Annotated in this window: 20 protein-coding genes; 1 reads left to right on the forward strand and 19 read right to left on the reverse strand. The window is 32.1% G+C overall.

Annotated features, from left to right (window positions below; translation table 11 throughout):
* Positions 1-112: 112 nt before the first annotated feature.
* From COC46_RS07525 to rsgA, 5 genes are all read right to left on the reverse strand, one after another.
* Positions 113-3313, reverse strand: a complete 3201-nt coding sequence (locus tag COC46_RS07525) for a DEAD/DEAH box helicase (RefSeq protein ID WP_098809125.1) — start codon at positions 3311-3313, stop codon at positions 113-115.
* A gap of 125 nt (positions 3314-3438) precedes the next feature.
* Positions 3439-4077, reverse strand: a complete 639-nt coding sequence (locus COC46_RS07530; RefSeq protein ID WP_098809126.1) for a response regulator transcription factor — start codon at positions 4075-4077, stop codon at positions 3439-3441.
* An 11-nt stretch (positions 4078-4088) separates the two neighbouring features.
* Complete coding sequence (locus COC46_RS07535; protein ID WP_098809127.1) at positions 4089-5105, reverse strand: sensor histidine kinase; 1017 nt, start codon at positions 5103-5105, stop codon at positions 4089-4091.
* Positions 5102-5839, reverse strand: a complete 738-nt coding sequence (liaF, locus tag COC46_RS07540; RefSeq protein ID WP_098809128.1) for a cell wall-active antibiotics response protein LiaF — start codon at positions 5837-5839, stop codon at positions 5102-5104. The genes COC46_RS07535 and liaF overlap by 4 nt, the downstream gene beginning before the upstream one ends.
* Before the next feature lie 767 nt (positions 5840-6606).
* Positions 6607-7653, reverse strand: coding sequence for a ribosome small subunit-dependent GTPase A (gene rsgA / locus COC46_RS07545; protein WP_098809129.1), 1047 nt, complete (start codon positions 7651-7653; stop codon positions 6607-6609).
* A gap of 688 nt (positions 7654-8341) precedes the next feature.
* Between rsgA and COC46_RS07550 the strand changes: the two genes are divergently transcribed.
* Positions 8342-9739 (forward strand): peptide MFS transporter, encoded by a 1398-nt coding sequence (locus COC46_RS07550; RefSeq protein WP_098809130.1) that lies wholly within the window; start codon positions 8342-8344, stop codon positions 9737-9739.
* Positions 9740-9972: 233 nt separating this feature from the next.
* Here the strand turns inward: COC46_RS07550 and COC46_RS07555 are convergent, their stop codons facing one another.
* The 14 genes from COC46_RS07555 to COC46_RS07620 all read right to left on the reverse strand — a co-directional run bounded on the left by COC46_RS07555 (position 9973) and on the right by COC46_RS07620 (position 22400).
* A complete protein-coding gene (locus tag COC46_RS07555) occupies positions 9973-10425 on the reverse strand; it encodes a dCTP deaminase domain-containing protein (RefSeq protein ID WP_098809131.1) in 453 nt (150 codons plus the stop codon).
* 153 nt (positions 10426-10578) lie between these two features.
* Complete coding sequence (locus COC46_RS07560; protein WP_098809132.1) at positions 10579-11409, reverse strand: GNAT family N-acetyltransferase; 831 nt, start codon at positions 11407-11409, stop codon at positions 10579-10581.
* Positions 11410-11511: 102 nt separating this feature from the next.
* Positions 11512-12576 (reverse strand): undecaprenyldiphospho-muramoylpentapeptide beta-N-acetylglucosaminyltransferase, encoded by a 1065-nt coding sequence (locus tag COC46_RS07565; protein WP_098809133.1) that lies wholly within the window; start codon positions 12574-12576, stop codon positions 11512-11514.
* Between the two features lie 303 nt (positions 12577-12879).
* On the reverse strand, positions 12880-13686 hold the full coding sequence (locus COC46_RS07570; RefSeq protein ID WP_098809134.1) for a hypothetical protein: 807 nt from the start codon (positions 13684-13686) through the stop codon (positions 12880-12882).
* 136 nt (positions 13687-13822) lie between these two features.
* Complete coding sequence (locus COC46_RS07575; protein WP_098809135.1) at positions 13823-14227, reverse strand: MaoC/PaaZ C-terminal domain-containing protein; 405 nt, start codon at positions 14225-14227, stop codon at positions 13823-13825.
* On the reverse strand, positions 14224-14673 hold the full coding sequence (locus COC46_RS07580) for a MaoC family dehydratase N-terminal domain-containing protein (RefSeq protein ID WP_098809136.1): 450 nt from the start codon (positions 14671-14673) through the stop codon (positions 14224-14226). The genes COC46_RS07575 and COC46_RS07580 overlap by 4 nt, the downstream gene beginning before the upstream one ends.
* A 19-nt stretch (positions 14674-14692) precedes the next feature.
* Positions 14693-15451 (reverse strand): 3-oxoacyl-ACP reductase FabG, encoded by a 759-nt coding sequence (gene fabG / locus COC46_RS07585; RefSeq protein WP_098809137.1) that lies wholly within the window; start codon positions 15449-15451, stop codon positions 14693-14695.
* Between the two features lie 28 nt (positions 15452-15479).
* Positions 15480-16658: an acyl-CoA dehydrogenase family protein gene (locus COC46_RS07590; RefSeq protein ID WP_098809138.1), complete on the reverse strand. Its 1179-nt coding sequence runs from the start codon at positions 16656-16658 to the stop codon at positions 15480-15482.
* Between the two features lie 52 nt (positions 16659-16710).
* Positions 16711-17691, reverse strand: coding sequence for a quinone oxidoreductase family protein (locus tag COC46_RS07595; protein WP_098809175.1), 981 nt, complete (start codon positions 17689-17691; stop codon positions 16711-16713).
* Positions 17692-17713: 22 nt separating this feature from the next.
* On the reverse strand, positions 17714-18493 hold the full coding sequence (locus COC46_RS07600; protein ID WP_098809139.1) for an enoyl-CoA hydratase/isomerase family protein: 780 nt from the start codon (positions 18491-18493) through the stop codon (positions 17714-17716).
* A 24-nt stretch (positions 18494-18517) separates the two neighbouring features.
* Positions 18518-19585: a phosphotransferase family protein gene (locus COC46_RS07605; protein ID WP_098809140.1), complete on the reverse strand. Its 1068-nt coding sequence runs from the start codon at positions 19583-19585 to the stop codon at positions 18518-18520.
* 30 nt (positions 19586-19615) lie between these two features.
* Entirely contained in the window at positions 19616-20017 is a 402-nt protein-coding gene (locus COC46_RS07610; RefSeq protein WP_098809141.1) for an acyl-CoA thioesterase, read from the reverse strand.
* 89 nt (positions 20018-20106) lie between these two features.
* Positions 20107-20673: a TetR/AcrR family transcriptional regulator gene (locus COC46_RS07615; RefSeq protein ID WP_098809142.1), complete on the reverse strand. Its 567-nt coding sequence runs from the start codon at positions 20671-20673 to the stop codon at positions 20107-20109.
* Between the two features lie 110 nt (positions 20674-20783).
* A complete protein-coding gene (locus COC46_RS07620; RefSeq protein WP_098809143.1) occupies positions 20784-22400 on the reverse strand; it encodes a long-chain-fatty-acid--CoA ligase in 1617 nt (538 codons plus the stop codon).
* Positions 22401-22461: the final 61 nt, after the last annotated feature.

Below are 22461 nucleotides of genomic sequence, written 5' to 3' on the forward strand. Positions count from 1 at the left end.
GCTTCATTACTAATATACTCGCTTTTATCTATTTAAGAATGAAATAAAACTTTGCAACAAACTGTTCTTTTTCCAAGGGAAAAAGCCACTCAGGGAGAGCGGCAATTACTGCTTAAAACATTAATAACTCACGTAAGTCCTCTTCGGTTAAATTAAATGATTTATTTTCATTCGTTTCAACGATTTCTTCTATTAACTGTTTTTTCTTCTCTTGAAGTTCAATCATCTTATCTTCAATCGTTCCTTTAGCAATCAGTTTGATTACTTGAACATCATTCATTTGTCCAAACCGGTATGCTCGATCTGTAGCCTGGTTTTCAACTGCAGGATTCCACCAATTGTCATAAAGAATGACAGTATCTGCCCCCGTTAAGTTGAGTCCAACTCCTCCAGCCTTTAATGAAATTAAGAAGAAGTCATGTTCACCAGAATTAAATCTGTTGCAAATCGTTAATCGTTCGCTCGAAGGAGTTTGACCATCTAAATAGAAAAATTCCTCTCCCATTTTTGCTAACTCTCTACCAATTAAGTCAAGCATTTTAGTAAATTGAGAGAAAATCAATACCCTTCTACCAGCTAATTTTGAAGATTCGATTAACTGAAGTAGTTGTTCAAACTTTGCAGAACTACCTTTGTATCCATCTATAAACAATGCAGGATGGCAACAAATTTGTCTTAAACGTGTTAATCCGGCTAAAATTTTAATATGATTTTTTCCCAATGTAAACTTATCTACCGCCAAATGCTTTAATGTATCATGACGTAATTTTGCTAAATAGGCAGCATATAATTTCTTTTGTTCCGGAAGAAGATCGACGGATTCCTTCGATTCGATTTTTTCTGGAAGTTCTTTAAGAACATCTTCTTTTAATCTCCTTAACAAGAAAGGTCGGACTCTTTTAGCAATCGTTTTTCTTGTCAAATTACTATATTCCTTTAACCCTCCAAATAACTCTGGAAAAACCACATGATAAATTGCCCAAAGTTCCTCTAGTGAATTTTCAATTGGAGTTCCTGTTAATGCGAACCGCTGATCAGCGTTTATCCTTTTTACAACCCTAGCCGTTTGAGTAAAAGGATTTTTAAAATTCTGTGCCTCATCAAAAAAGACTGTGTGAAACTTTTGCTTTTCGTACCACTTAATATCATTTCTTAATAATGAATAGGATGTAATCAGTACATCAATACTTTCTATTTCTTTCTGTATTTTCAGTCTCTCATTTTTATTACCATCAATGACAATCGCCTGAATATCTGGTGTAAATTTAAATACTTCACTTAACCAGTTATATGTTAGTGCAGTTGGACATACAATCAGAATTGGTTCATTAGATGAACGGATTTCATTTAAAACTGATTGGATATAAGTAAGGCTTTGGATTGTTTTCCCTAGCCCCATATCATCCGCTAAAATTCCACCGAATCCGAATTTCGCTAAATTCTTCATCCATTTATACCCAAATATTTGGTAGTCTCTTAACATATTTTTCAATGCTTTAGGTACTTCAACTTCAGCTTCATTTGGATTTATTAAACTTTTATAAAAATGATTCAATCGATCTTCAATTTTAAATAAACTAGTTTCTTCAATAGAATCTAATAAATATAGTCCATTTTTTATCGGTAAATTTAATACACTTTCATAATCAAATTCCTGTGTAGGAACTGCATTTAAAAATCGCTTTATTTCTTGTAACTCTCTCGTTTCAAGTGAAAACAAGGTGCCATCATTTAATCGATAAAATTTCCGTTTTTCTTTTAAAGCTAATAAAACCTCTTTAATTTGTTTCTCAGGAATATCTAATTCAAATTTAAATTCCAACCAATTGTTTCGTTCTCTTTTTAAATTAACACGTATTTGAGGTTTCTTACTTTCTTTAAAAATTCTATTTCTAACTGCAGTCGTTGCATAAATTTTAGTTAGTTTTTCAAGTTTCGGAACTATATTTCTTAAAAACTCGTATTCGAGCTCTTCATTTTGTAAGAAATAACCACCTTCTGTTTTTGAAAAAGAACTATCCTCCATTAATTGTAAAATTTCCAATTCTTTTTCTTCATCTCTAATTAATGTTTTACTAAGTTGGAGTTCTCTTTTATCTAGTGGATTAATCATGATGCGATTATAATGAAATTCAAGTCCTGCAAGTAATTTATTTTTTATTCGATCTAAATATAGCTTTGCGGTTAGAGGAGTATTTGAATATTGTACTGATAATATTTTAGGTATTTGTACTTTACCAAGTCTTTTTAGTCCTGGAATTACATTTTCAACGTAAAGATGGATTTGATCTGTTGAAATACTTATTTTTTCAGAGTCTGAATGATGATAAATATACTTTAATTCAATAAGACGATTAAAATCCTCTATTTCTAATTTGAATAGTTTCCCACGATATAAAACAGAAGAATAGGCTTCAAATATCGTTAATCGGTCGAGTCCCTTTGCAGTTAATAAGTACTGTTCTTTTAAATACTCTATTTCAAATTCCAATGGTAATTGTTCTTCGGTAAATGAAATTCCATTAAATGTAATACCATTTTCAATTATTTTGACGTTTTCAGTAACAGTTAGTAAATTAATCAATTGACTCCAAATGGATGGTGAAATGAATAAATATTCATTTTTCACGTTTGAAGTAACGCTATACATTTTTTCATCATCTAGTAACTTTATTAAAAGTTCCCAAATACGATTAATTTCATTTTGGACGCAATGTATGTTAGGGTCAAAAATAAATTCTGCTGCTATTTTACTCGGTTTTCCTTCTTTTACGTCCATTAAAAACTTACGTAAATTCTCAACTTTATTCCTGCCAAAATTCATTCCGATTCCAAGCATTTTATATTCATCATTCAATTCAACTACTTCGCAAATAAACTCGAAATCAATTAATTGGCGATTGTCAAAATGCCTTATTTGAGCACTTTTACGGAATGTTGTTTTTTCATGAAATAGCTCTAATATTCCATTTGATGTATTCGGTTTAGAATTTTTTCTAAAAACAGCTAGATCCGACGTAAATTCATCTTTTTTCTGACGCTCATAAATTGAAATTAAAACAGCTGCTATATGCTGACATTCTGTTTTAATAGAGGCTAGTTTGGGACAAGTGCAATTGGAATAAAATTCACCATTTTCTTCTTTAATGATATGAACAGTAAAATCTTCACTTCCAATAACTGTTGCTGTACAAGCATTTTCATTATTCTTTTGGAAAATTACTTTATTTGCGCGATAAAAAGAGTCTCCCCTTTTGAAGGAGACTGTACCGCAGCGTTCTTTTATGATTTTATGATTTAATTTTATATCCAACTAACTGCTCCTTCCTAAATAAAACTTCCCTACTATTTTACCATTAATTATAGATTAATCTAAAAAATTGCTTCACATCTTAATTTAACTAAAAAAGAAGCCATTGGCTTCTTTTTTGAATTGATTTATTTTTGTTCGACAATCCCGTGTCTAAAAGCATAAATCACGGCTTGAGTTCGGTCTCCTACTTCTAATTTTGTTAAAATATTACTCACATGCGTTTTTACTGTTTTTAATGATACAAATAATGCATCGGCAATTTCTTGATTCGACTTCCCTTCTGTCATTAAGTGAAGTACTTCTTGTTCTCTTGCTGTTAAATCATCATGTAATTCACGTTGTACAGATTTTCTCATTCTGTTCATCATTTTACCAGTAACGACAGGCTCTAAAACTGAACCACCACTATTTGTTGTACGAATCGCATTGGCGATATCACTAGCTCTAGATGTTTTAAGCATATAGCTAATTGCGCCTGCATCAATTGCTGGATAAACATTTTCATCATCAATAAAGCTTGTGACAATAATAATCTTTGCCTCTGGCCATTGCGAAATAATTTGTTTAGTCGCTTCAATACCATCCATTACTTCCATAACTAAGTCCATTAAAACAATATCAGGGCGTTTTTCTAACACAAGTTGAACGCCTTCTTTTCCATTGCTTGCTTGACCAACCACTTCAATATCAGATTGGGTACTTAAATATGTAGAAACACCCATACGGACCATTTCATGATCATCTACTAAAACAACTTTAATCATAGCTCACACCTCTATTCAATTACCGGAACTTTTACTTCAATCTGGGTTCCTTTATTTGGAATACTTACTATTTTTGCCGTTCCACCAATTTCTAATGAACGTTCACTTATTGATTGCAATCCATACGAACCAGTTTTGCGGTTCTCGACATCAAAACCAATACCATCATCAATCATTCGAACTAAGACAAAATCTTCAATTTTTCGAATTCGAATTTCAAAAGATTTTGCATTTGCATGCCTTAAAGTATTTGATAATGCCTCTTGAATAATCCTAAATACATGATCTTCTACACCTTTTGAAAGTGAAATATCGTCGATTTTCCATTTTAATTGAAGAGCTTGACGATTCGTTAATTCAGTTAGAAGCTTTTCAACACCTTCTTTTAAGCTTTTACCTTCTAACTGAACTGGTCTTAAATGTAATAAAAGTGCACGCATTTCTGATTGAGCATTAATCGCCATTTTTTCAATATACTGTAATTGTTCTTGAAAAGTAGTTTCACCGAGTTCATTTATGGCAGAAATCATCATTGAGATTGCAAATAATTGCTGGCTAACGGAGTCATGTAGTTCTCTAGCAAGTCTATGTCGCTCTTTCGTTACAACATCTTCAATTGTTTGAGATTCGATCAGTTTCTTTTCATCGACTAATTTTTGAACTGTCTTTCTTGATTCTTCAATTTGTTTTGAAATTTTTTTAAGCTGTAATTCGATTTCGTTATCAATTGACCGAATTGAATCCTCTGATTCTTTATGATATAGTCCATTTTCTGCCTTTACTATTCCTTGCAATAACGCTTTTTCATTATGACGAATAGTGCTAAGAACAGCTGTACTAAAAACAATTGAAATAATTAAAATTGCTACAAATATAATTAATATTAATGGAAAATTACCAATTTTATACAAAATTAATTTATCAAGTAACGTGTGATCTATGAAATAATAAACAATTCCACAAATTAAAATACTTGATGTAAATGCGGCAAGACAAATTGATAAAAAGATACCCTTATCGATTTTCATTTGTTTGTCACCTCTATATTTCCAATCGCTAAAGAAGTAACAATTTTCAACTTTCTTGAAGCTTCTTTATAATCATTAGAAGTGAACTTACAATTTTTGTTAAACCCGTTTAATTTATTTTTAAGAATATTTACTTTGCCAAATAAAGTAGAATGTTGTATTGACACTTCTAAGTCATACGGTACATACAAAGTTATATTACCGATGATTCCATTTAAGACTAACACCGTCTCTCCTTCAGGAATAAATGAATCTGTGAGATCGATTATGACGTCTCCAATTCCAAAGTAATAATCTACATCTTCTAATTCAAATGAATCATTTTTTAAATGGATATTTGTAAAAAATCGATTTAAAATGATAGATTTTGTTTCAAAGACACCTGTATTTGTTGATTCAACAATGTTTGGAACAATTACACTTTCATTAGATTTCGAATTGACGAATATTAAATATCCAACATAGATTACGATAAATGATAGAACACCTAGAATCGATTTTAATTGAAATACGTTACTGATGAATAAAATGATACCACCAAAGAACGCGATATTTGCAGAAGTAGATGGGTAAACTTTACGTTTTTTTGCCCCATATTGAAATAAGTAAATGCCTACTCCAGCTGCGATAATTGCAAAAGGATTGTAAAATAAATCAAATAATAACCCTATGCCTGCAATTATGAATAATAATCCGGTTAGTTCATTGCTAGACAGTCGTCTAAAACGCTTCATATAGCTCTCCTCTATTCACTAAACTAGCTTGTTAATAGCAATTGAAAGCTTTTGTTATTAACTATTCTACTATGTAGTTTATCTATTTTTTATTAGTTTTGATACAAACTTAAGTATTGACTTATCTCAGTCTTAGGACTGATATTCTATTTTTAAATATGTAATTTTATTTTTTATTAAGTATATGAAGTTGATTTCCGCTACAGGATGCTTGCTTGAGGCCACTGAAAAAGTAAATTTTAATCAAAATTTACTTTTTATGAAAAATCAATTCCCATAAAAACCTTGATTTATATAGCTAAAGTGGGAATGATACAATACTTTTTAACCCAATATAGAGACAAAAGTGGGGATGGAGATTTTTTGAAATCGGACTTTTTCAAAAATCATAGGGTTTTTCAGTGGCTTCGCTCGCTTTCCGTGGGGCGTGCGCTGAGCCTCCTCGTCGCGTTCGCTCCTGTGGGGTCTCACCTATCCCGCTATTCCCACAGGAGTCTTCTCATCATCTGCTCCAATCAACTTTATTCAACATATTGAAATAAACTTTTAATTTCGAAAAAATGTTTATGAATAAAATGATATTACCTTTTACATATTTGATCAATGGAATTAACTAAAAAATGGAAAACAGCATTTGTAAATTTGTTTTTGATTTCAGCCTTAAAATAAAAAAAACAAAACGCAAGAATGTTGATTTAACAGCATTCTTGCGTTTATAATTTGACTTTTTTTAATCAAACAGGGCTTTTGGGTCAGCCTCTTCCCTTTTATTTATACGATTTAGTATTCATCATTTTACTGACTTTTTTCCATTTTTCTCTTTCTTGTCTAGCAAGTGAGGCGTCTTGTTTTCGTTCTGCATATGCCAGTTCTCTCATTAATTTGCGATAGCTTGTTAGTCTTTGGGAATCTAACTCGCCGTTTTCGATTGCTTGATTGACTGCACATCCTGGTTCATTTTCATGTGTACAGTCTGAGAATTTACATGATTTTGCTAAATCTTCAACATCTGTAAATGTCGAACTGATATGTTCTTCTCCACCCCAAAGCTGTAATTCGCGCATACCAGGTGTATCGATCACCATTCCGCCAGAAGGTAAGAAAAATAATTCACGGTGTGTTGTAGTATGTTTACCACGATCATCACCTTCACGAACTTCCCCAGTTATTTGTTTTAATTCTCCAATTAATGCGTTTAATAATGTAGATTTACCAACACCTGAAGAACCTAGTAAAGAAACAGTCATCCCTTCTGTTATGAGCTGTTTCAGTGCTTCAATACCTTCTCCATTTGTACTATTTACAGAATAAATTGGTACGCCAAATGCAATCTCTTCAACTGCTGCAATATTGGATGGTAGGTCAGTGCATAAATCCTTTTTTGTTAAAACGATAATTGGATTAGCTCCACTATCATATGCAACAAGTAAGTAGCGCTCTAATCTTCTTATATTAAAGTCATTATTTAATGCCATTACTAAAAATACGTAATCTATATTTGCCGCTACAATTTGTTCTTCTGTTTTGTCTCCTGCAGATTGCCTTGAGAATTGGCTAGCTCTTGGTAATACCTTTTGAATTATTGCTTTGTTTTCACCTTTTAAAGGTTCAATTAAAACCCAATCTCCAACTGATGGATAATCACTTTTTACTTTTGCCTGAAATTGAAATTTCCCTGAAACTTCACCTGTTAATTCATTTTCTCCATCATGTAATTTATAAATTTGTCTTTGTTCAGATATAACTCTAGCAACAACAGTAGTTTGATCTAACTCACCGAACGATTCTTTCCAACCTAATTGTTTTAAATTCATTTTGTCCTCCAATTGTATAAGGACAATAATGAAGATTTACTCCATTTTTTGTCCCTTCATATTTACCTTCTCTTTAACTAAACTAATTAAATTTCCCATAATTCATCACTCCGTTTCGTATTAAGTCCTTTTAGTATATCCAAAATTTAGAAAACCGTCCATACGAATTAATTGAATATTAAAAACGACCAAACTTTCTGTTTATATTTTCGACATTTTTTGACAATTCCCATTTTTTTGTTTAATTAAACTTCTTTAATATTAAAATAAAAAATAATAAAAACCCTTGAAATATTTCAAAAACTTATTATTATTTAAATATAAGTCTTTGCATTTAGACTTCACTAAAACTGGTCATTAGACAAAGTCACAAAATACTTGTTTAATAAGAAAAATCAGTATTGTAAGATTTGTCTGACAATATAAAAAACTTTACAGAATTACGCTGTTTTGTGTTATACTAAAATAGTAAATCAGTTCCGATGAATTTTGGGGGATTTAGATAAAGATTTAGTAAAAATTGTGCTGTTGAAAAAAAGTTAGAATTTTTTTTAGCTTAAATTGTCGAAATTTGTAGAATTCGAAAATTATTTTTTATACTAAATTGACAGAATAGTATATGAATTGGCGACAATAAATATTCATACAGAGAATTACACAGAATAGTACATAAGAGGGAGGAATTTGAATGAGCGTAGCAACAAAACAAAACGTTTCATCAAACGAGCAAAAAAAGAAAACGAAACACCCACCTGGTCTTTACTTACTTTTTGCAACAGAGGCTTGGGAGCGCTTTAGCTATTATGGAATGCGTGCACTTTTAGTACTTTATCTAACAAAATCTGTAATTGCTGGTGGTCTTGGATTTAGTGAAAGTTTTGCATTAAGTTTATATGGTTTATTTACGGGTTTAGTTTATTTCACTCCAATTATTGGTGGTTGGTTAACAGATAACTACGTAGCAAAACGTACCGCTATTACAATTGGTGGTATAATAATGGCTTTAGGAAATATCTCTTTATTTGGAATGAATAATACAACAGGGTTATATATTGGTCTTACTCTAATTATAATTGGTAATGGTTTCTTTAAACCAAATATCTCTACTCTTGTTGGTGAATTATATGAAGACAACGATCCAAGACGTGATGCTGCGTTTACAATTTTCTACATGGGTATTAACGTAGGGGCATTTGTAGCACCTCTTGTAGTTGGATTTTTAACTGATGATTTATTTGCAGTAAAAGATTCAGCTGGTAAAATCATGGAATATGGTTACAGATATGGTTTCCTTGCTGCTGCAATTGGTATGATTATCGGTCAAATTGTGTTCAATGTATTAAGTAATAAGTATTTAGGTGACAAAGGTACTAAACCAAATGTTAAAGCAATGAAAGAGAACAACTCTTCAGTTGATAAGACAATTCCTTTAACAAAGAAAGAAAAACAACGTACAACAGTTATTGTTATTCTTGCAGCATTCGTAGTATTTTTCTGGGCTGGTTTCGAACAAGCTGGTTCTTCTTTAACACTATATACAGATAAATTTATTGATCGTTCAATTGGTAATTTCACAGTTCCAACTTCTTGGTTCCAATCAATTAATCCATTACTAATCGTATTATTAGCACCGATTGTTTCAGCACTTTGGATTAAATTAAGCCGTTCAGGTAAAAACATTAGCATACCTGCAAAAATGGCAATGGGTATCATGTTATTAGGCGTTGGTTTTATATTTACAATTTTAGCGGTTATGAAAACTGGTTCAGATCCAAACAGTATAACACTTAAAGCAAATATGCTTTTCATGTTTATGACATATTTCTTCCATACTGTTGGTGAGTTAGTTCTTTCCCCAGTAGGACTATCAGCTGTAAGTAAATATGCACCATTAAAACTAGCTTCATTATTAATGGGTGTTTGGTTATCAGCAAACTTCTTTGCAAACTTACTTGCTGGTCAATTAGCTGCATTAACTTCAACACTTGGTATGCTTGAAATTTACCTATATATTGGAGCTATTTCAGTAGGTTTAGGATTAATTTTATTAGCTTTATCTCCGAAACTTGCTAAAATGTTAGACTAAATTTTAATAAAGAAAATACAAAAACAGTGTGTAAATTTTACTCACTGTTTTTTTGTTTTATATGCATTCTGCTATTAATCATATTTACACTATTTGAATATTCAAAATAGGTAAAATTAACCATTTTCATGTAAAAGTTAAAACAACAATTTATAATGGCACTAGCTTCGTAATATCAGTACATCAATAAAAATAAAGCCTGCATTTTTTAATGCAGACTTCTTTATGTTTATTTACATATTTCCAGTACTTCCAAAACCACTTACTCTTTCTTCACCTGCAAAATCAGCATCAGCTAGTAAGAACTTTTGGAAAACAGCTTGTCCAATTCTTTCACCTTTTTGAATAATGACTGGTTCTTTTGATACATTTATTAATTGCATCATGATATGCCCATCATTTGAAGGATTGCTATAGTAGTCTGAGTCGATTACCCCTACCCCATTTCCTTTCATTAAACCTTTTTTTAACGGTGTAGAAGAACGTACAAATAATGCTAAAAATTCGTCTCTTTGCATATAAGCTTTTAAGCCAGTTGCAATCAATTTTATCTCGTTTGGATTAATAATTGTCTCTTCAATACATTCAATATCATAACCAGCTGCATGAGTAGTTGCTCTTTTAGGAAGATTCACTCCACAGTTCTCAAATCCTTTTGCTACTTCAAATCCTCTTATTTTTTCCAAACCTTTCACCCTTTACCATTTTATCCTATACTAGTGTAACATAGATCATGATAAATGTTCTTAATATGTTTTACCAATCATAAAGAAATCAAAGCAGCCATATTTGTAAGACTACCTTATTGTATTAAAGAGCTTACTAAATAGATACATAATTTACTTACTACTTTCAATTTTATAATAGTCTTGAGTATTGTATTGACTAAAACCACAGTCAATATATAGTTTCTTCGCATTGCTATTTTCTAGTGCAACTTCTAAATGTATTTCATTTCCAATCTCATTTTCTTTTCGGATTACTTGAAGTAAGGCATTCTTTCCATATCCTTTACCTTGGAATTCAGGAAGTATTGCAAATCCATAAATCCAACTTTCTTTATTTTCACGAAGTAAACTCATTTTACCTATTTTTTCATCATTTACTTCTATTATAAATAATGCACGATCTGGTTCATTTAAAATGCGATAATTGTATTTTTCTGCATCACTTTTTTCAAATCCAAAACAAACAACGTCCAAGTTTGATATAAATGGAAAATCTAATTGACCAGCTTTCGTAAAGTTTACAATTGGTGTAAATTCTTTTACTTTTTTGTTTTTCCAAACCATTTGATATTCAGAAAAAGAATAATTACAATTCTTTTGATGTTTAATAAATTCCTTTGCTGATGCAGAAGCTTCAGGGGCATTTAATAAAGTGGTATTAACTGTTGATATTGAATTCAGTGCCTCATTTAATAAACCAGAAAAAATTCCTTTTCGGCGAAAATTCGGATGAACCATTCCACAGATCTCAACTTTTTCACCAAAAGAATAGATTGCTAAAAATCCAACTAATTGATCCTGCTCATAATAAAAGAAATCTTCCTTTACATTGTTCGCTCGATTCCTTAACATTTCCCAATTTAATTTTAAAGTTATTTCATCATATTTTTCGCATTCATCTTGTAATATTTTAATTTCGTTTAATTGTTTTTCTGTAATCAATGCCTACACCTTCTTCTACACATATTTCAATGGGTTGATTCATATAAAATTATTCAACAAAAAAGCATTTCTTCCTTTATTTTGAAGAATGCTTTAAAACGATCAATTTCTATTTATTTGTTCAATCAATACTTCAAGTGCATTACTTTGATTTGAAGATTTCATATTTTGTATAAATAATTCTTGTTTATTTTGAAGTTCTTCGATCGATTCTTGAAGTGTTTTTATCGTTAAATCCTCTTCCTCCAACATTAATGCATATCCTTTCTCTTTAAACGATTTTGCATTTAAAATTTGATCTCCCCTACTTTGATTTTTCGTAAGCGGTATGATTAACATCGGTTTATGAAGCGCTAAAAACTCAAATATTGCATTTGACCCACCTCGTGTAATAATGACTTGAGATGCAGCCAACAGGTCAGCTAATTCCTCGTGTACATATTCAAATTGTTTATATCTCTCCATATTCTTTAAACTTTCATCAACATTGCCTTTCCCACATAAATGAACAATCTGATATTTTTTCGTTAAATCCTGTAAAGAATCTCTTACAGTTTCATTTATTTTCTTAGCTCCTAAACTTCCGCCCATGATCGTTAAAATTGGAATATAACTCTTAAAATTTAAGTATTCTATCCCTTTTTTCTTTGAGCCATTTAATAGCTCCCTTCTAATAGGTGAACCAATCACTATAGTTTTATCTTTTGGAAAATAATTTTTTGCTTCTTCAAATGAAGTGAAAATCTTTGTAGCAAACCTTTGTGAAATTTTATTTGCTAACCCTGGCGTCATATCACTTTCATGAATAAAAATCGGAATTTTTAATGTACTTGCAGCTATTATGACCGGTACAGAAACAAAACCACCTTTTGAGAAAACTAAACTCGGCTTCAGTTTTTTTAAAACTTTTCTTGCGTCAAAGCAGCCTTTTACAACACGGAAAAGATCAATGATGTTTTCAAAATCAATATAACGTCTTAATTTCCCGCTTGAGATCCCATAATAAGGTAAAGCAATTTTATTAATAAGCTCCTTTTCAATTCCTTTTTTTGATCCGATATAATGAATATCCCATTCATTTTTATTTAACTCATTAATAACGGCAATATTTGGTGTTACATGCCCTGCTGAGCCACCACCAGTAAATACGATTGTTTTTTTAGACATAATAACTCCTATCTATTTACATAAGTTCTTTTCATACTATTTAACTTTAGCAAAAATTTTCACAAAACCAATATTATTATCAAAAGTACCTAAAGTTCTTAGAAAATGTCGCCCTGTCTTTTAATGTCTACCATTTCGAAAATTCTTTATTAAACTCATCAATTTATCTTTATGAACCTTTATAGTAATAAATGCTATCTTTGAAATATATCTTTGATAAATTCACCATAATATGAAGTAATTCCTCTAAAAAATAAAAATGCGTTACTTCAATAGTAAAGAAGTAACGCATTTTTATTATATTCATCTTTTACTATTAGGATCTACTTCAAACCATTCTGACATTGATAAATTGGTGGTCGAGTCTTCCCAATCATCAACGGATAAATCAGAAAAATTTGTTTCTAATAATTGTTCTGATGTCTTTTGACTAGATTTGTTTTCATAACTATTTTCACTTTGATCTTGTTCAAAATTGTGATCAATATATGATGAGGTTAATTCAGAATAATTCTTTTGATTTAAACTCGTCGTGCCCAATGTTGAATAAGTCGATTGACTTTCGTCCATTGTGCTTGCTGAATATTGATTAATATCTTGTGTATTTTGATTATTATACTTTTTCCTATTAGCTACTCTGGAGTGATTTGTATGTTCCTCGTCATGTAGGTTATGTTGATTTGGTTCGTTTTGTTGGTTTTGTTCGTCATGTTCTTTATGCTTTTTATGATTAGGTTCAAAAATACTTGCTGAAAATTCTTCTACATTATGAATAAGATTTTGAGCCCAATTAGGATGATCAGGAAGGTGCTTTTGATGTTGATGCTCCTCATGTTGTTTGTTGTGTTCGTTTTGCTTGTGATGTCCTCTATCATGTTCCTTATTATGATGTGTTTGTGATTCGTTTTCATTATTTATCATTGATAAAGTGCTTTTTAATTCCTTATCTAAATGAACGATTTGATGGTCAAAATTATGTAACTGCTTTTTAATTTCTTCCATATGAGATTCTATTTCATCTATTCTTTTGTTAACTTTATGCATATTTTTTTGGTGTTCATTTCTTTTCAAATCAAACTGCTCTAATAATTTATCAAATGAAAGATCCATTCATCTCACCTCTCTCGTTTTTAATATTATGTGTAAATCCACTGGTTCCAAATCCTCTTTAATGCAAAATTAACATACCTAATATTGTTAAAAAAACAAAAAGGACATCTATTAGAAGTCCCTTTCACAACCATTATCATTCATATAATTTAAATAAAATTTTACCAGTAAGTACAGTTACATCATTCTGATTTTTTGCATTTACTTTAAAATGGAGAGTGCTTACATCAATTTTTTCAAGCATTGAACTCAATGTGATTACGTCATTTAGAAATACCATATTTTTAAATCGAATCGAGTAATTTTCAATATAGCCAAATTCATAAAAATCTGAAAAAAGCTTTACCAAATTCCCCATCGTCCACATGCCATGTGCAATTATTCCTGGTAATCCAGCTTTTTCTGCTTCCTCATCAATTGTATGAATAGGATTAAAATCACCAGAGGCCCCTGCGTATTTAATTAAATCAATACGAGTTACCGGTTCAAGCATGACTGGTTTTAATGAGTCACCAATTTGCAAATCTAATAACACTGTCATACACTTAGCACCTTCCTTACCTCTTCCGTTATAATAACAACTGATTTAGTTGTAAATACGATATTACCAGCCTGATCTTCGCCATTATCTGATAGGACTAGAAAACCCATAAAACCATGACCACCACGTTTTTCGTAATAGTCCTTTATTTCCGTATAACAATTCAGTGTTTCGCCAACTAAAAGTGGCCTTTTGTATTCAAATGTTTGCTCGCCATGGATAAGCCCTACATTAGGTAAGTTAAAATTGTCAATTTTCCCATAATCAAATACTCTTGGGAATGTTGGTGGAGCAATATTATGTCCGTATCTAGATTGAGTTCCATATTCTTCGTCAACATAAATCGGATGTAAATCACCAATTGCCTCTGCGAATTTTTTTACAGCACCACGTTCCACCGTATTTTTTACAGATTTAGAGCGTTTGCCTATAAATGCTTTAAACATATCATTCACCTCTTTTTTATTAATCTTTAGGCCCTCCAGCAACATATAAAACCTGACCATTTACATAAGAAGATTTTTCATCCGCAAAGAAGGCAACTGCATTCGCGATATCCTCTGGTTTTCCTGTTCTTCCAGCCGGAATTTGGCTTAAACTTGCCTCAATGAGTTGTTCAAATGTAATACCGATCCGTTGTGCTGTTTCTTTTGTCATTTCAGTTTCGATAAACCCTGGTGCTACAGCATTTGATGTTATTCCATATTTGCCAAGTTCAATTGCTAGTGTTTTCGTTAATCCTTGCAAACCAGCTTTTGCAGTAGCATAGTTTGATTGACCACGATTTCCAAGTGCTGAAGTTGAAGAAATATTAATAATTCTTCCATATTTTTGTTTCACCATATAAGCCTGAGCAGCACGTACGACATTAAAAGAACCTTTTAAATGTACATCCATCACAGTATCCCAATCTGAATCTGTCATTTTAAATAATAAATTGTCACGAATAACTCCTGCATTATTGACGACAATATCTAATGAACCAAATGTATCACATACTTCTTTCATAGCTGTTGCAACTTCATTAGCATTTGTTACATTTGCGACTTTTGTATAGATTTCATATTGTTTGAATTCTAATGCTGTTTGTGAAAGTGCTTCTTCATTCACATCAATTATGGCGACTTTTGCTCCTTCTTTTGCAAATAATTCTACGATTCCTTTTCCAATTCCTCGACTGCCTCCAGTAACAAAGGCTACTCTTCCTTCAAATCTACCTTCCATTCCCCTCACTCCTTATCGTTTTTCTAATTTATACGTATTGTCCTAATTTAACATGTCCTTTTAATAAATTTCGCGAAATGATTAATCGCTGAATTTCGTCGGTACCATCATAAATTCTCCAAAGCCTTGCTTCACGGTACCATCTTTCAATTGGAAGCTCCTTTGTATAACCGATGCCACCATGTATTTGTAGTACGCGGTCAACAACACGATTTCCCATATTTGAACCATATAGTTTTGCCATCGATGCTAAATGTCTGTTATCCTCACCTTGATCGAGCGTATACGCTGCATTTAATACTAGCCATTTTGCCGCTTCGATTTCAACAGCTGAATCTGCTATTTGCCATTGAATCGCTTGTCGCTCAGCAATTGGTTTTCCAAATGTTTCTCTTTCTTTTGAATAGTCAATTGCCATTTGTAATAATCGTTCAGTAGCCCCTACCGCATTTGCCCCTACGATCCATCTTGCAAACCCAATCCATTCAAGTCCTAAATTATATCCACCATTTAATTCACCTAAAATATTTTCTTCTGGGACACGGACATTATCAAATACTAATCCAGCTGGTCCCCATTCGCCCATTGTATGGATAAACTCCGACTTCCATCCCATATCTCGGTCGACAATAAAACATGTTACACCATCTCTACCAGCAGTTTGTTGATGCCTTTTTTTATCCGTAATCGCAATGACCATTACAAAATCTGCTTCGTTTCCACCTGTAATAAATGTTTTTTCACCGTTTAATACCCATTCGTTCCCATCTTTTACGGCAGTCATTTTAATATTTTGAGTATCTGACCCCGCATTAGGTTCTGTCATTGCAAAACATGATTTTTTTTCACCATTAATGGTTGGTATAAGATACTTCTTTTTTTGTTCCTCATTAGTGTAAAATAAAATATTATCTGCAAAACCACCAAATTTAAATGGAACAAATGTTTTTGATATTTCCATATAAATGATCGCAAGCATCATTTGGCCTAAATCAGCACCACCATACTCTGTAGGTGTGTTTATTCCCCAAAAGCCAGCTTTTTTTGCTTTTAATTGTAGCTCTTTTTCAACAACAGGATCTAAACCGGGTCTGCCTTCACGTTTATTTCTTAGTACCTCATTCTCTAAAGGTATTAATTCTTTTTCAACAAATTTCCGAATTGTTTTTTGAATCATTTTTTGTTCATCAGTCAGGCGTAAATGCATGTAAAATTCCCCCGTTTCGCTATGTTCAAAATAGTTTCGTTGCAAAAACGCATTATTTTCTTGGTTCTAAAATAACTTTTCCAACAGTTTTTCTTGATTGTAGTATTGTATGTACATTTGCCGCATCACTTAATGGAAATACCTCACCTATCGTGATTTTTAGTTTTCCTTCAGCTAAATAAGTAAATAATTCATCTAGACTTTGTTTTATTAACGCTTTCCTTTTTAAAAGTGGAGGTAAGAAAAATCCGATGACAGATTGATTTTTTGCCATTAAAGATGAAGGATAAAAATTACTTTGCTGATTACTTGCTACTCCATAAATGACTAATCGACCGAAGTAAGCTAAACATTTCAATGTCTTATAAAATACATCCCCACCAGCCATCTCAAGTGCAACATCTACACCTTTTCCATTTGTAGCTTCAAGTACTTTTTGATCCCATCCTTCTTCTGTATAATTGATTAATACATCCGCACCCATCTCTTTTGCTAATTGTAATTTTTCTTTTGTACTTGCTGTTGCGATCACTTTTTTGGCTCCAAAAAGCTTCGCTAATTGCACTGCTAAAGTTCCTAGCCCTCCGGCCGCTGCATGAACTAGCACAGTTTCACCTGGTTCTAACTTACCCATCGTTTTTAAAATATGGTAAGCACTTAATCCTTGTACAGGTAAAGCAACAGCTATTTTAAAATCCATTTCGTTCGGTAAATGAATGATTGAACGTTCATCTGTTATTGCGAAATCTGAATAACCACCACATTCCAGCATTGAAACAACCCGATCACCAATTTTAACAGAAGTCACTTCGTCTCCAATTTCTACTACGACTCCCGCGACTTCAGCACCAGGTACATATGGCAAAGTAGTTTTAACGACATATTGGTTTTCTCTTCGTGCTGTATCTGCATAGTTAACACCTGCTGCATGCACTTCAATTAATACTTCTTTACCTTTTGGGACTGGTCTTTCAAGTTCAACTTTTTCTAATACTTCTGGCCCGCCAAATTGTTTAAATTGAATTGATTGCATCGTAAACTCCCCTTTAAGGTTTTTATTTCCCCGTAAAAATTGCTTTTCTTTTTTCTTTAAATGCAACAACACCTTCTTGGTGGTCTTCTGTTGCTACCATTAATGGTTGTGTAATTCGTTCAAGTTCAAGCATTTCATCTAGCGTTGACGTAAATGATTGATCAATCAGTTTTTTCATCATGCCATTTGCTTTTCCAGGTCCAGCGGCCAATTTATTTGCAAATTTAACTGTTTCTTCAGACAAATTCTCAGCTGGCACAACTGTGTTTACAACACCTAACTGATACATTCGTTTTGCTGGAACTGGTTCTGCAGTAAAGAAAAACTGTTTTGCTAAATATGGGCCAATTAACCTTGGTAGGAAATATGAACCTCCACCATCTGAAATTAATCCAACTTGAGAAAAACTTAAAGCAAACTTACTATTATCTGCTGCGATAATTAAATCGCATGCCAAAGCTAAGTTAAAACCAGCACCAGCTGCAAAGCCATGAACTGACGCAATTACTGGCTTTTCAATTTCACGAATTGTTTTAATAACTGTATTTAATATACCAATATGCTCGTATACAGCATTCGGAGAGACATTACCCATCGTTTTAACATCTCCACCTGCTGAAAATGATCGACCAGCACCAGATAGTACAATTACTTTTATGTCAGGATTATTTTTAGCTTGATTTAATGCTTCAGTAATCCCGTTCAACATTTCATAACTAAAAGAATTTAAGCTTTCTGGTCTATTTAATGTTAAAGTTAAAATCCGATCCTGAACTTCCACTAATAAATGTTGATTACCCATATACTACACTCCTTTAATATGAATCTATTTAACTGCTAAATCATTCCCAATCCTAATTAAATTCTCTGCGAATTGATTAAACTTTCCAAAACGCTGGTCATTTGTTTGTCCGGCTTTAAATCGATAGTAAATTTGTTGAACAATAACTGCTAATTTAAAATACGCAAAAGCCAAATAGTAATTAATGTTTGATAAATCCCTACCACTTTTCTTAGCATATTCCTCAATGAATTGATTTCTAGAAATAAATCCTTCTTGAATCGTAACCGGTGGTTTACCTAATCCATATTTTAATAAGTCTGGATCATCATTTTGAATCCAATAGCATAAAGCTACTCCTAAATCAGCTAATGGATCACCGATTGTTGTCATTTCCCAATCGAATAGTCCAATCATTTCTTTCAAATCCTGACTAAACATGGAATTATTTAATTTAAAATCATAATGAATAATTGTTGATTCATGTTTTTTTGGTACATGATTGATTAACCAACTCATTAGGAGATCAACTTCGGCGATTTCACTAGTCTTTGCCCTGTTATATCGTCCAATCCAGCCGTTAACTTGTCTTTCCATAAAATCCTCAGGTTTACTTATTTCTAGGAGTTTTGTTTTTGTATAGTCTATGGAGTGTAACTCAACTAGCTTATTTACCATTACTTTTGATATCGTTTTACGATCTTCAATTGTTACGTTCAAATGTGGGGGGAACGATGAGTCAAATACTTGACCATTTTTTCTTTCCATTATGAAAAATGGACTACCAATGATTGATTCGTTTTCTGAATATAAAATTGGCTTAGGTGTAGCCGAAAAATGAGGATGTATTTCTGACAGAATACGAAATTCTCTTTTCATATCATGCGCTTTTGGAGCAACAGGTCCAAGTGGTGGACGTCTTAACACAACTTCCCACTCACCGATTTTAAGTAAATAAGTTAAATTTGAATGACCTGCTGAAAACTGACGAATTGTTAATTCTCCATCTGGAAGATCATCAATATTTTTATCTAAAAACTCACGTAAAACTAAACGATCTAACTCTTCACCTTTCCGAACTTGAATCGTTTCTAACTCTACTTTTTCAGTCATTTTACCCCTCCTTTATTAAGAAAATTCAGTTTATTTAATAACTAAATGCTTCTCTAACTGTTCTCTAAATAACTCAGGAATTACTTCACTTTGTTGCTCTTTAAAATTAAAAAATACAATGATTGCATTACCGGTAGCGATCAATTTTTTTGTTTCTTCACAACGAATTTCATGTTCAAGATGAAAGCTTTTATTTCCTATTTTAGAAATATAACTTGAAACAGACATTTTTTGATTAAAATGACCTTGATTAATAAAATCACATTTTGTAGAAGCTAATATAAACTTCCAATCATTTAGATTCATAGAGTAACCAAGCGATTCGAAAAATTTAATTCGCGCCTCTTCTAAATAAATGAAGTAACTAGTATTGTTAATATGACCAAGTGCATCGGTTTCACAAAATCTTGGGGTAACTGTAAATTTTTCCATAAAACTACCTGCCTTTATCCTATAATTTAGTTACAACACAATACTAACTGGTCGGTATGTTGGGGAGAAGGAGATACATATTAATCTCCTTATTTTAGATTAATCCCTTTTAATATCATTTCTTGGAATGACTTCGCAATTTCAAATGCATTTTTGGTACCTTCTGGATTATACCATTCATAGCTCCAGTTCATTACACCTAAAATGCCGAACGAAACGATCGGTACGTCTAAATCTGCTCTTAAATCACCATTTTTAATTCCATCATTTAGTAGCTTCTCAATATTAAATCGATATAAATCCCTCTTTGCCTTAATTTCAGTTAAACTTTCGGGATTTAAATGTCTCATTTCTCTATAAAACACTTTTGCACTTGGACCTTGCTTTTTAATATCTAATAAACTTAAATAAATTACATCAAAAAGTTTATCTGAAAAGCTTTTCTCAGAGTCATTGATCACTGCTTCCTGCTCATTTAATACTTCATCAATAAATTGAAGGTGGATTTCCATAAGAAGCTGTTCTTTACTTGTGTAATAATAGTAAAAAGTTCCTTTAGTAACTCCAATTGATTCGACGATATCTTGTATGGATGTACTTGTAAATCCTTTTTTGTCAAATAGCTGTATTGAGTGTTCCTTTATTTTTTGTTTCATTAGATGTCCTCGCAATCTTAAAAATTCAATAGAATTATATCATAGTAAACGGAAAATTTTATAATAATCTAATTGATTAAACAAAAGGGCATCTCTTATTAACCTTACCTTTACTTGATCGAACTCTCGGTTTCTCTAATCGCTCTTCTTAAAATTTTTCCAACATTCGTTTTAGGTAGTTCATTTCGAAACTCAATCATTCGAGGTACTTTATATGTCGCTAATTTACTTTTGCAGTATTCCTTCATTTCTTCTAGAGTAAGATGGTTACCTTCTTTTAATACAATCACTGCCTTAACAGTCTCACCTCTATAAGTGTCAGGAACACCAATTACAACTGCCTCTTTTACACAAGGATGCTCATAAATTACTTCCTCTATTTCTCGCGGATAGACATTAAAGCCACTTGCGATAATCATATCCTTTTTTCGATCTAAAATAGTAACATATCCATCTTCATCAACGCTTGCAATATCACCAGTATATAACCAGCCATCTCTAAGTGTATTGGCTGTTTCCTCTGGCAAATTCCAGTACCCTTTCATTACTTGTGGACCTTTAATAATGAGTTCACCAATTTCACCAACAGGAACCTCATTTATACCGGTTGCTAAGTCAACGATTTTTGAATCAGTTGATGGATATGGGATGCCCACGGTGCCAGGCTTTCTTTTAGCAAATGCTGGATTACTATGTGTAGTTGGAGAAGCTTCAGATAAACCGTAACCTTCTAAAATTGTCGCACCCGTCTTGTTTTCAAATTGTTTCATTAATTCTACAGGCATAGGAGCACTACCGCTATTACATAATTTTATTGCATCTATATCATACTTTTCAGATTCTGGATGATTGATTAATGCAACATACATAGTTGGAACACCTGGGAACAGCGTTGGTTGTTCATTTTTTATCGTATTTAAAACCTCTTGTATTTCAAATCGCGGTAACATAATAATTTCATTTGCCATAAATACACTTAAATTAATACATACATTCATTCCATAAACATGAAAAAACGGTATAATTGACAAAACCCGCTCACGCCCTGGATCAAATGCACCTTTAAAAAATTCACTTTGTTGCATAATATTTGCGTATAGATTTCGGTGGGTTAACATTACTCCTTTTGAACGACCTGTTGTTCCGCCTGTGTATTGAAGAATTGCCACATCTTCATTTGAATCAATCATGACTGGTATCACGTCTTGATCACCACTTTTTAAAAATTTTTCAAATGTAATACATGAGTCACCGCTTTCTTCTGTATCTGCTAAATTCACAACAATAATTTTTCGTAGACTCGTTTCGTCCATTATAGAGTTCACGATCGGATAAAAGATGTTTAACACAACAATCGTTTCAGCTCCGGAGTCGTTTAATAATTCCATTAACTCTCTTTCAACTGACATTGGATTTATTTGCGTTACGATTCCACCAACAGTAAGGATTCCATAATATGAAATAATATATTGAGGACAATTTGGCAGCATGATTGCTACACGGTCACCTTTTTGAACTTCGTTTTTCTGTAAAGCAGACGCAAAGGACATAACTGCAGAGTGTACTTCTTTATATGTATTTCTTTTACCATAAAATGATAGACATGAATGATTAGGATAGTTTTCGACAGTTTCATTAAACATTTCAGGAATTGTTTTTTCTGGTATTAATAGTTCTTTTGCAATATATTCTGGATAGTGAGATAACCAAACTTTATTTGTTGACATCATTAACTCTCCATTTCTTATCATATATATTGTTTTAAACTATTTTTTAAAATTAAGTTCT

Origin of the sequence: Bacillus sp. AFS041924, assembly GCF_002577195.1 — a bacterium.
Taxonomy (GTDB): domain Bacteria; phylum Bacillota; class Bacilli; order Bacillales; family Bacillaceae_G; genus Gottfriedia.

What these genes read in the sequence shown, in the direction of transcription:
- COC46_RS07530 (WP_098809126.1), bottom strand. Translation starts at nt 4,077, where the DNA reads ATGATTAAAGTTGTTTTAGTAGATGATCATGAAATGGTCCGTATGGGT.
- COC46_RS07535 (WP_098809127.1), bottom strand. Translation starts at nt 5,105, where the DNA reads ATGAAAATCGATAAGGGTATCTTTTTATCAATTTGTCTTGCCGCATTT.
- liaF (WP_098809128.1), bottom strand. Translation starts at nt 5,839, where the DNA reads ATGAAGCGTTTTAGACGACTGTCTAGCAATGAACTAACCGGATTATTA.
- rsgA (WP_098809129.1), bottom strand. Translation starts at nt 7,653, where the DNA reads ATGAATTTAAAACAATTAGGTTGGAAAGAATCGTTCGGTGAGTTAGAT.
- COC46_RS07550 (WP_098809130.1), top strand. Translation starts at nt 8,342, where the DNA reads ATGAGCGTAGCAACAAAACAAAACGTTTCATCAAACGAGCAAAAAAAG.
- COC46_RS07565 (WP_098809133.1), bottom strand. Translation starts at nt 12,576, where the DNA reads ATGTCTAAAAAAACAATCGTATTTACTGGTGGTGGCTCAGCAGGGCAT.
- COC46_RS07570 (WP_098809134.1), bottom strand. Translation starts at nt 13,686, where the DNA reads ATGGATCTTTCATTTGATAAATTATTAGAGCAGTTTGATTTGAAAAGA.
- COC46_RS07575 (WP_098809135.1), bottom strand. Translation starts at nt 14,227, where the DNA reads ATGACAGTGTTATTAGATTTGCAAATTGGTGACTCATTAAAACCAGTC.
- COC46_RS07580 (WP_098809136.1), bottom strand. Translation starts at nt 14,673, where the DNA reads ATGTTTAAAGCATTTATAGGCAAACGCTCTAAATCTGTAAAAAATACG.
- fabG (WP_098809137.1), bottom strand. Translation starts at nt 15,451, where the DNA reads ATGGAAGGTAGATTTGAAGGAAGAGTAGCCTTTGTTACTGGAGGCAGT.
- COC46_RS07590 (WP_098809138.1), bottom strand. Translation starts at nt 16,658, where the DNA reads ATGCATTTACGCCTGACTGATGAACAAAAAATGATTCAAAAAACAATT.
- COC46_RS07595 (WP_098809175.1), bottom strand. Translation starts at nt 17,691, where the DNA reads ATGCAATCAATTCAATTTAAACAATTTGGCGGGCCAGAAGTATTAGAA.
- COC46_RS07600 (WP_098809139.1), bottom strand. Translation starts at nt 18,493, where the DNA reads ATGGGTAATCAACATTTATTAGTGGAAGTTCAGGATCGGATTTTAACT.
- COC46_RS07605 (WP_098809140.1), bottom strand. Translation starts at nt 19,585, where the DNA reads ATGACTGAAAAAGTAGAGTTAGAAACGATTCAAGTTCGGAAAGGTGAA.
- COC46_RS07610 (WP_098809141.1), bottom strand. Translation starts at nt 20,017, where the DNA reads ATGGAAAAATTTACAGTTACCCCAAGATTTTGTGAAACCGATGCACTT.
- COC46_RS07615 (WP_098809142.1), bottom strand. Translation starts at nt 20,673, where the DNA reads ATGAAACAAAAAATAAAGGAACACTCAATACAGCTATTTGACAAAAAA.
- COC46_RS07620 (WP_098809143.1), bottom strand. Translation starts at nt 22,400, where the DNA reads ATGTCAACAAATAAAGTTTGGTTATCTCACTATCCAGAATATATTGCA.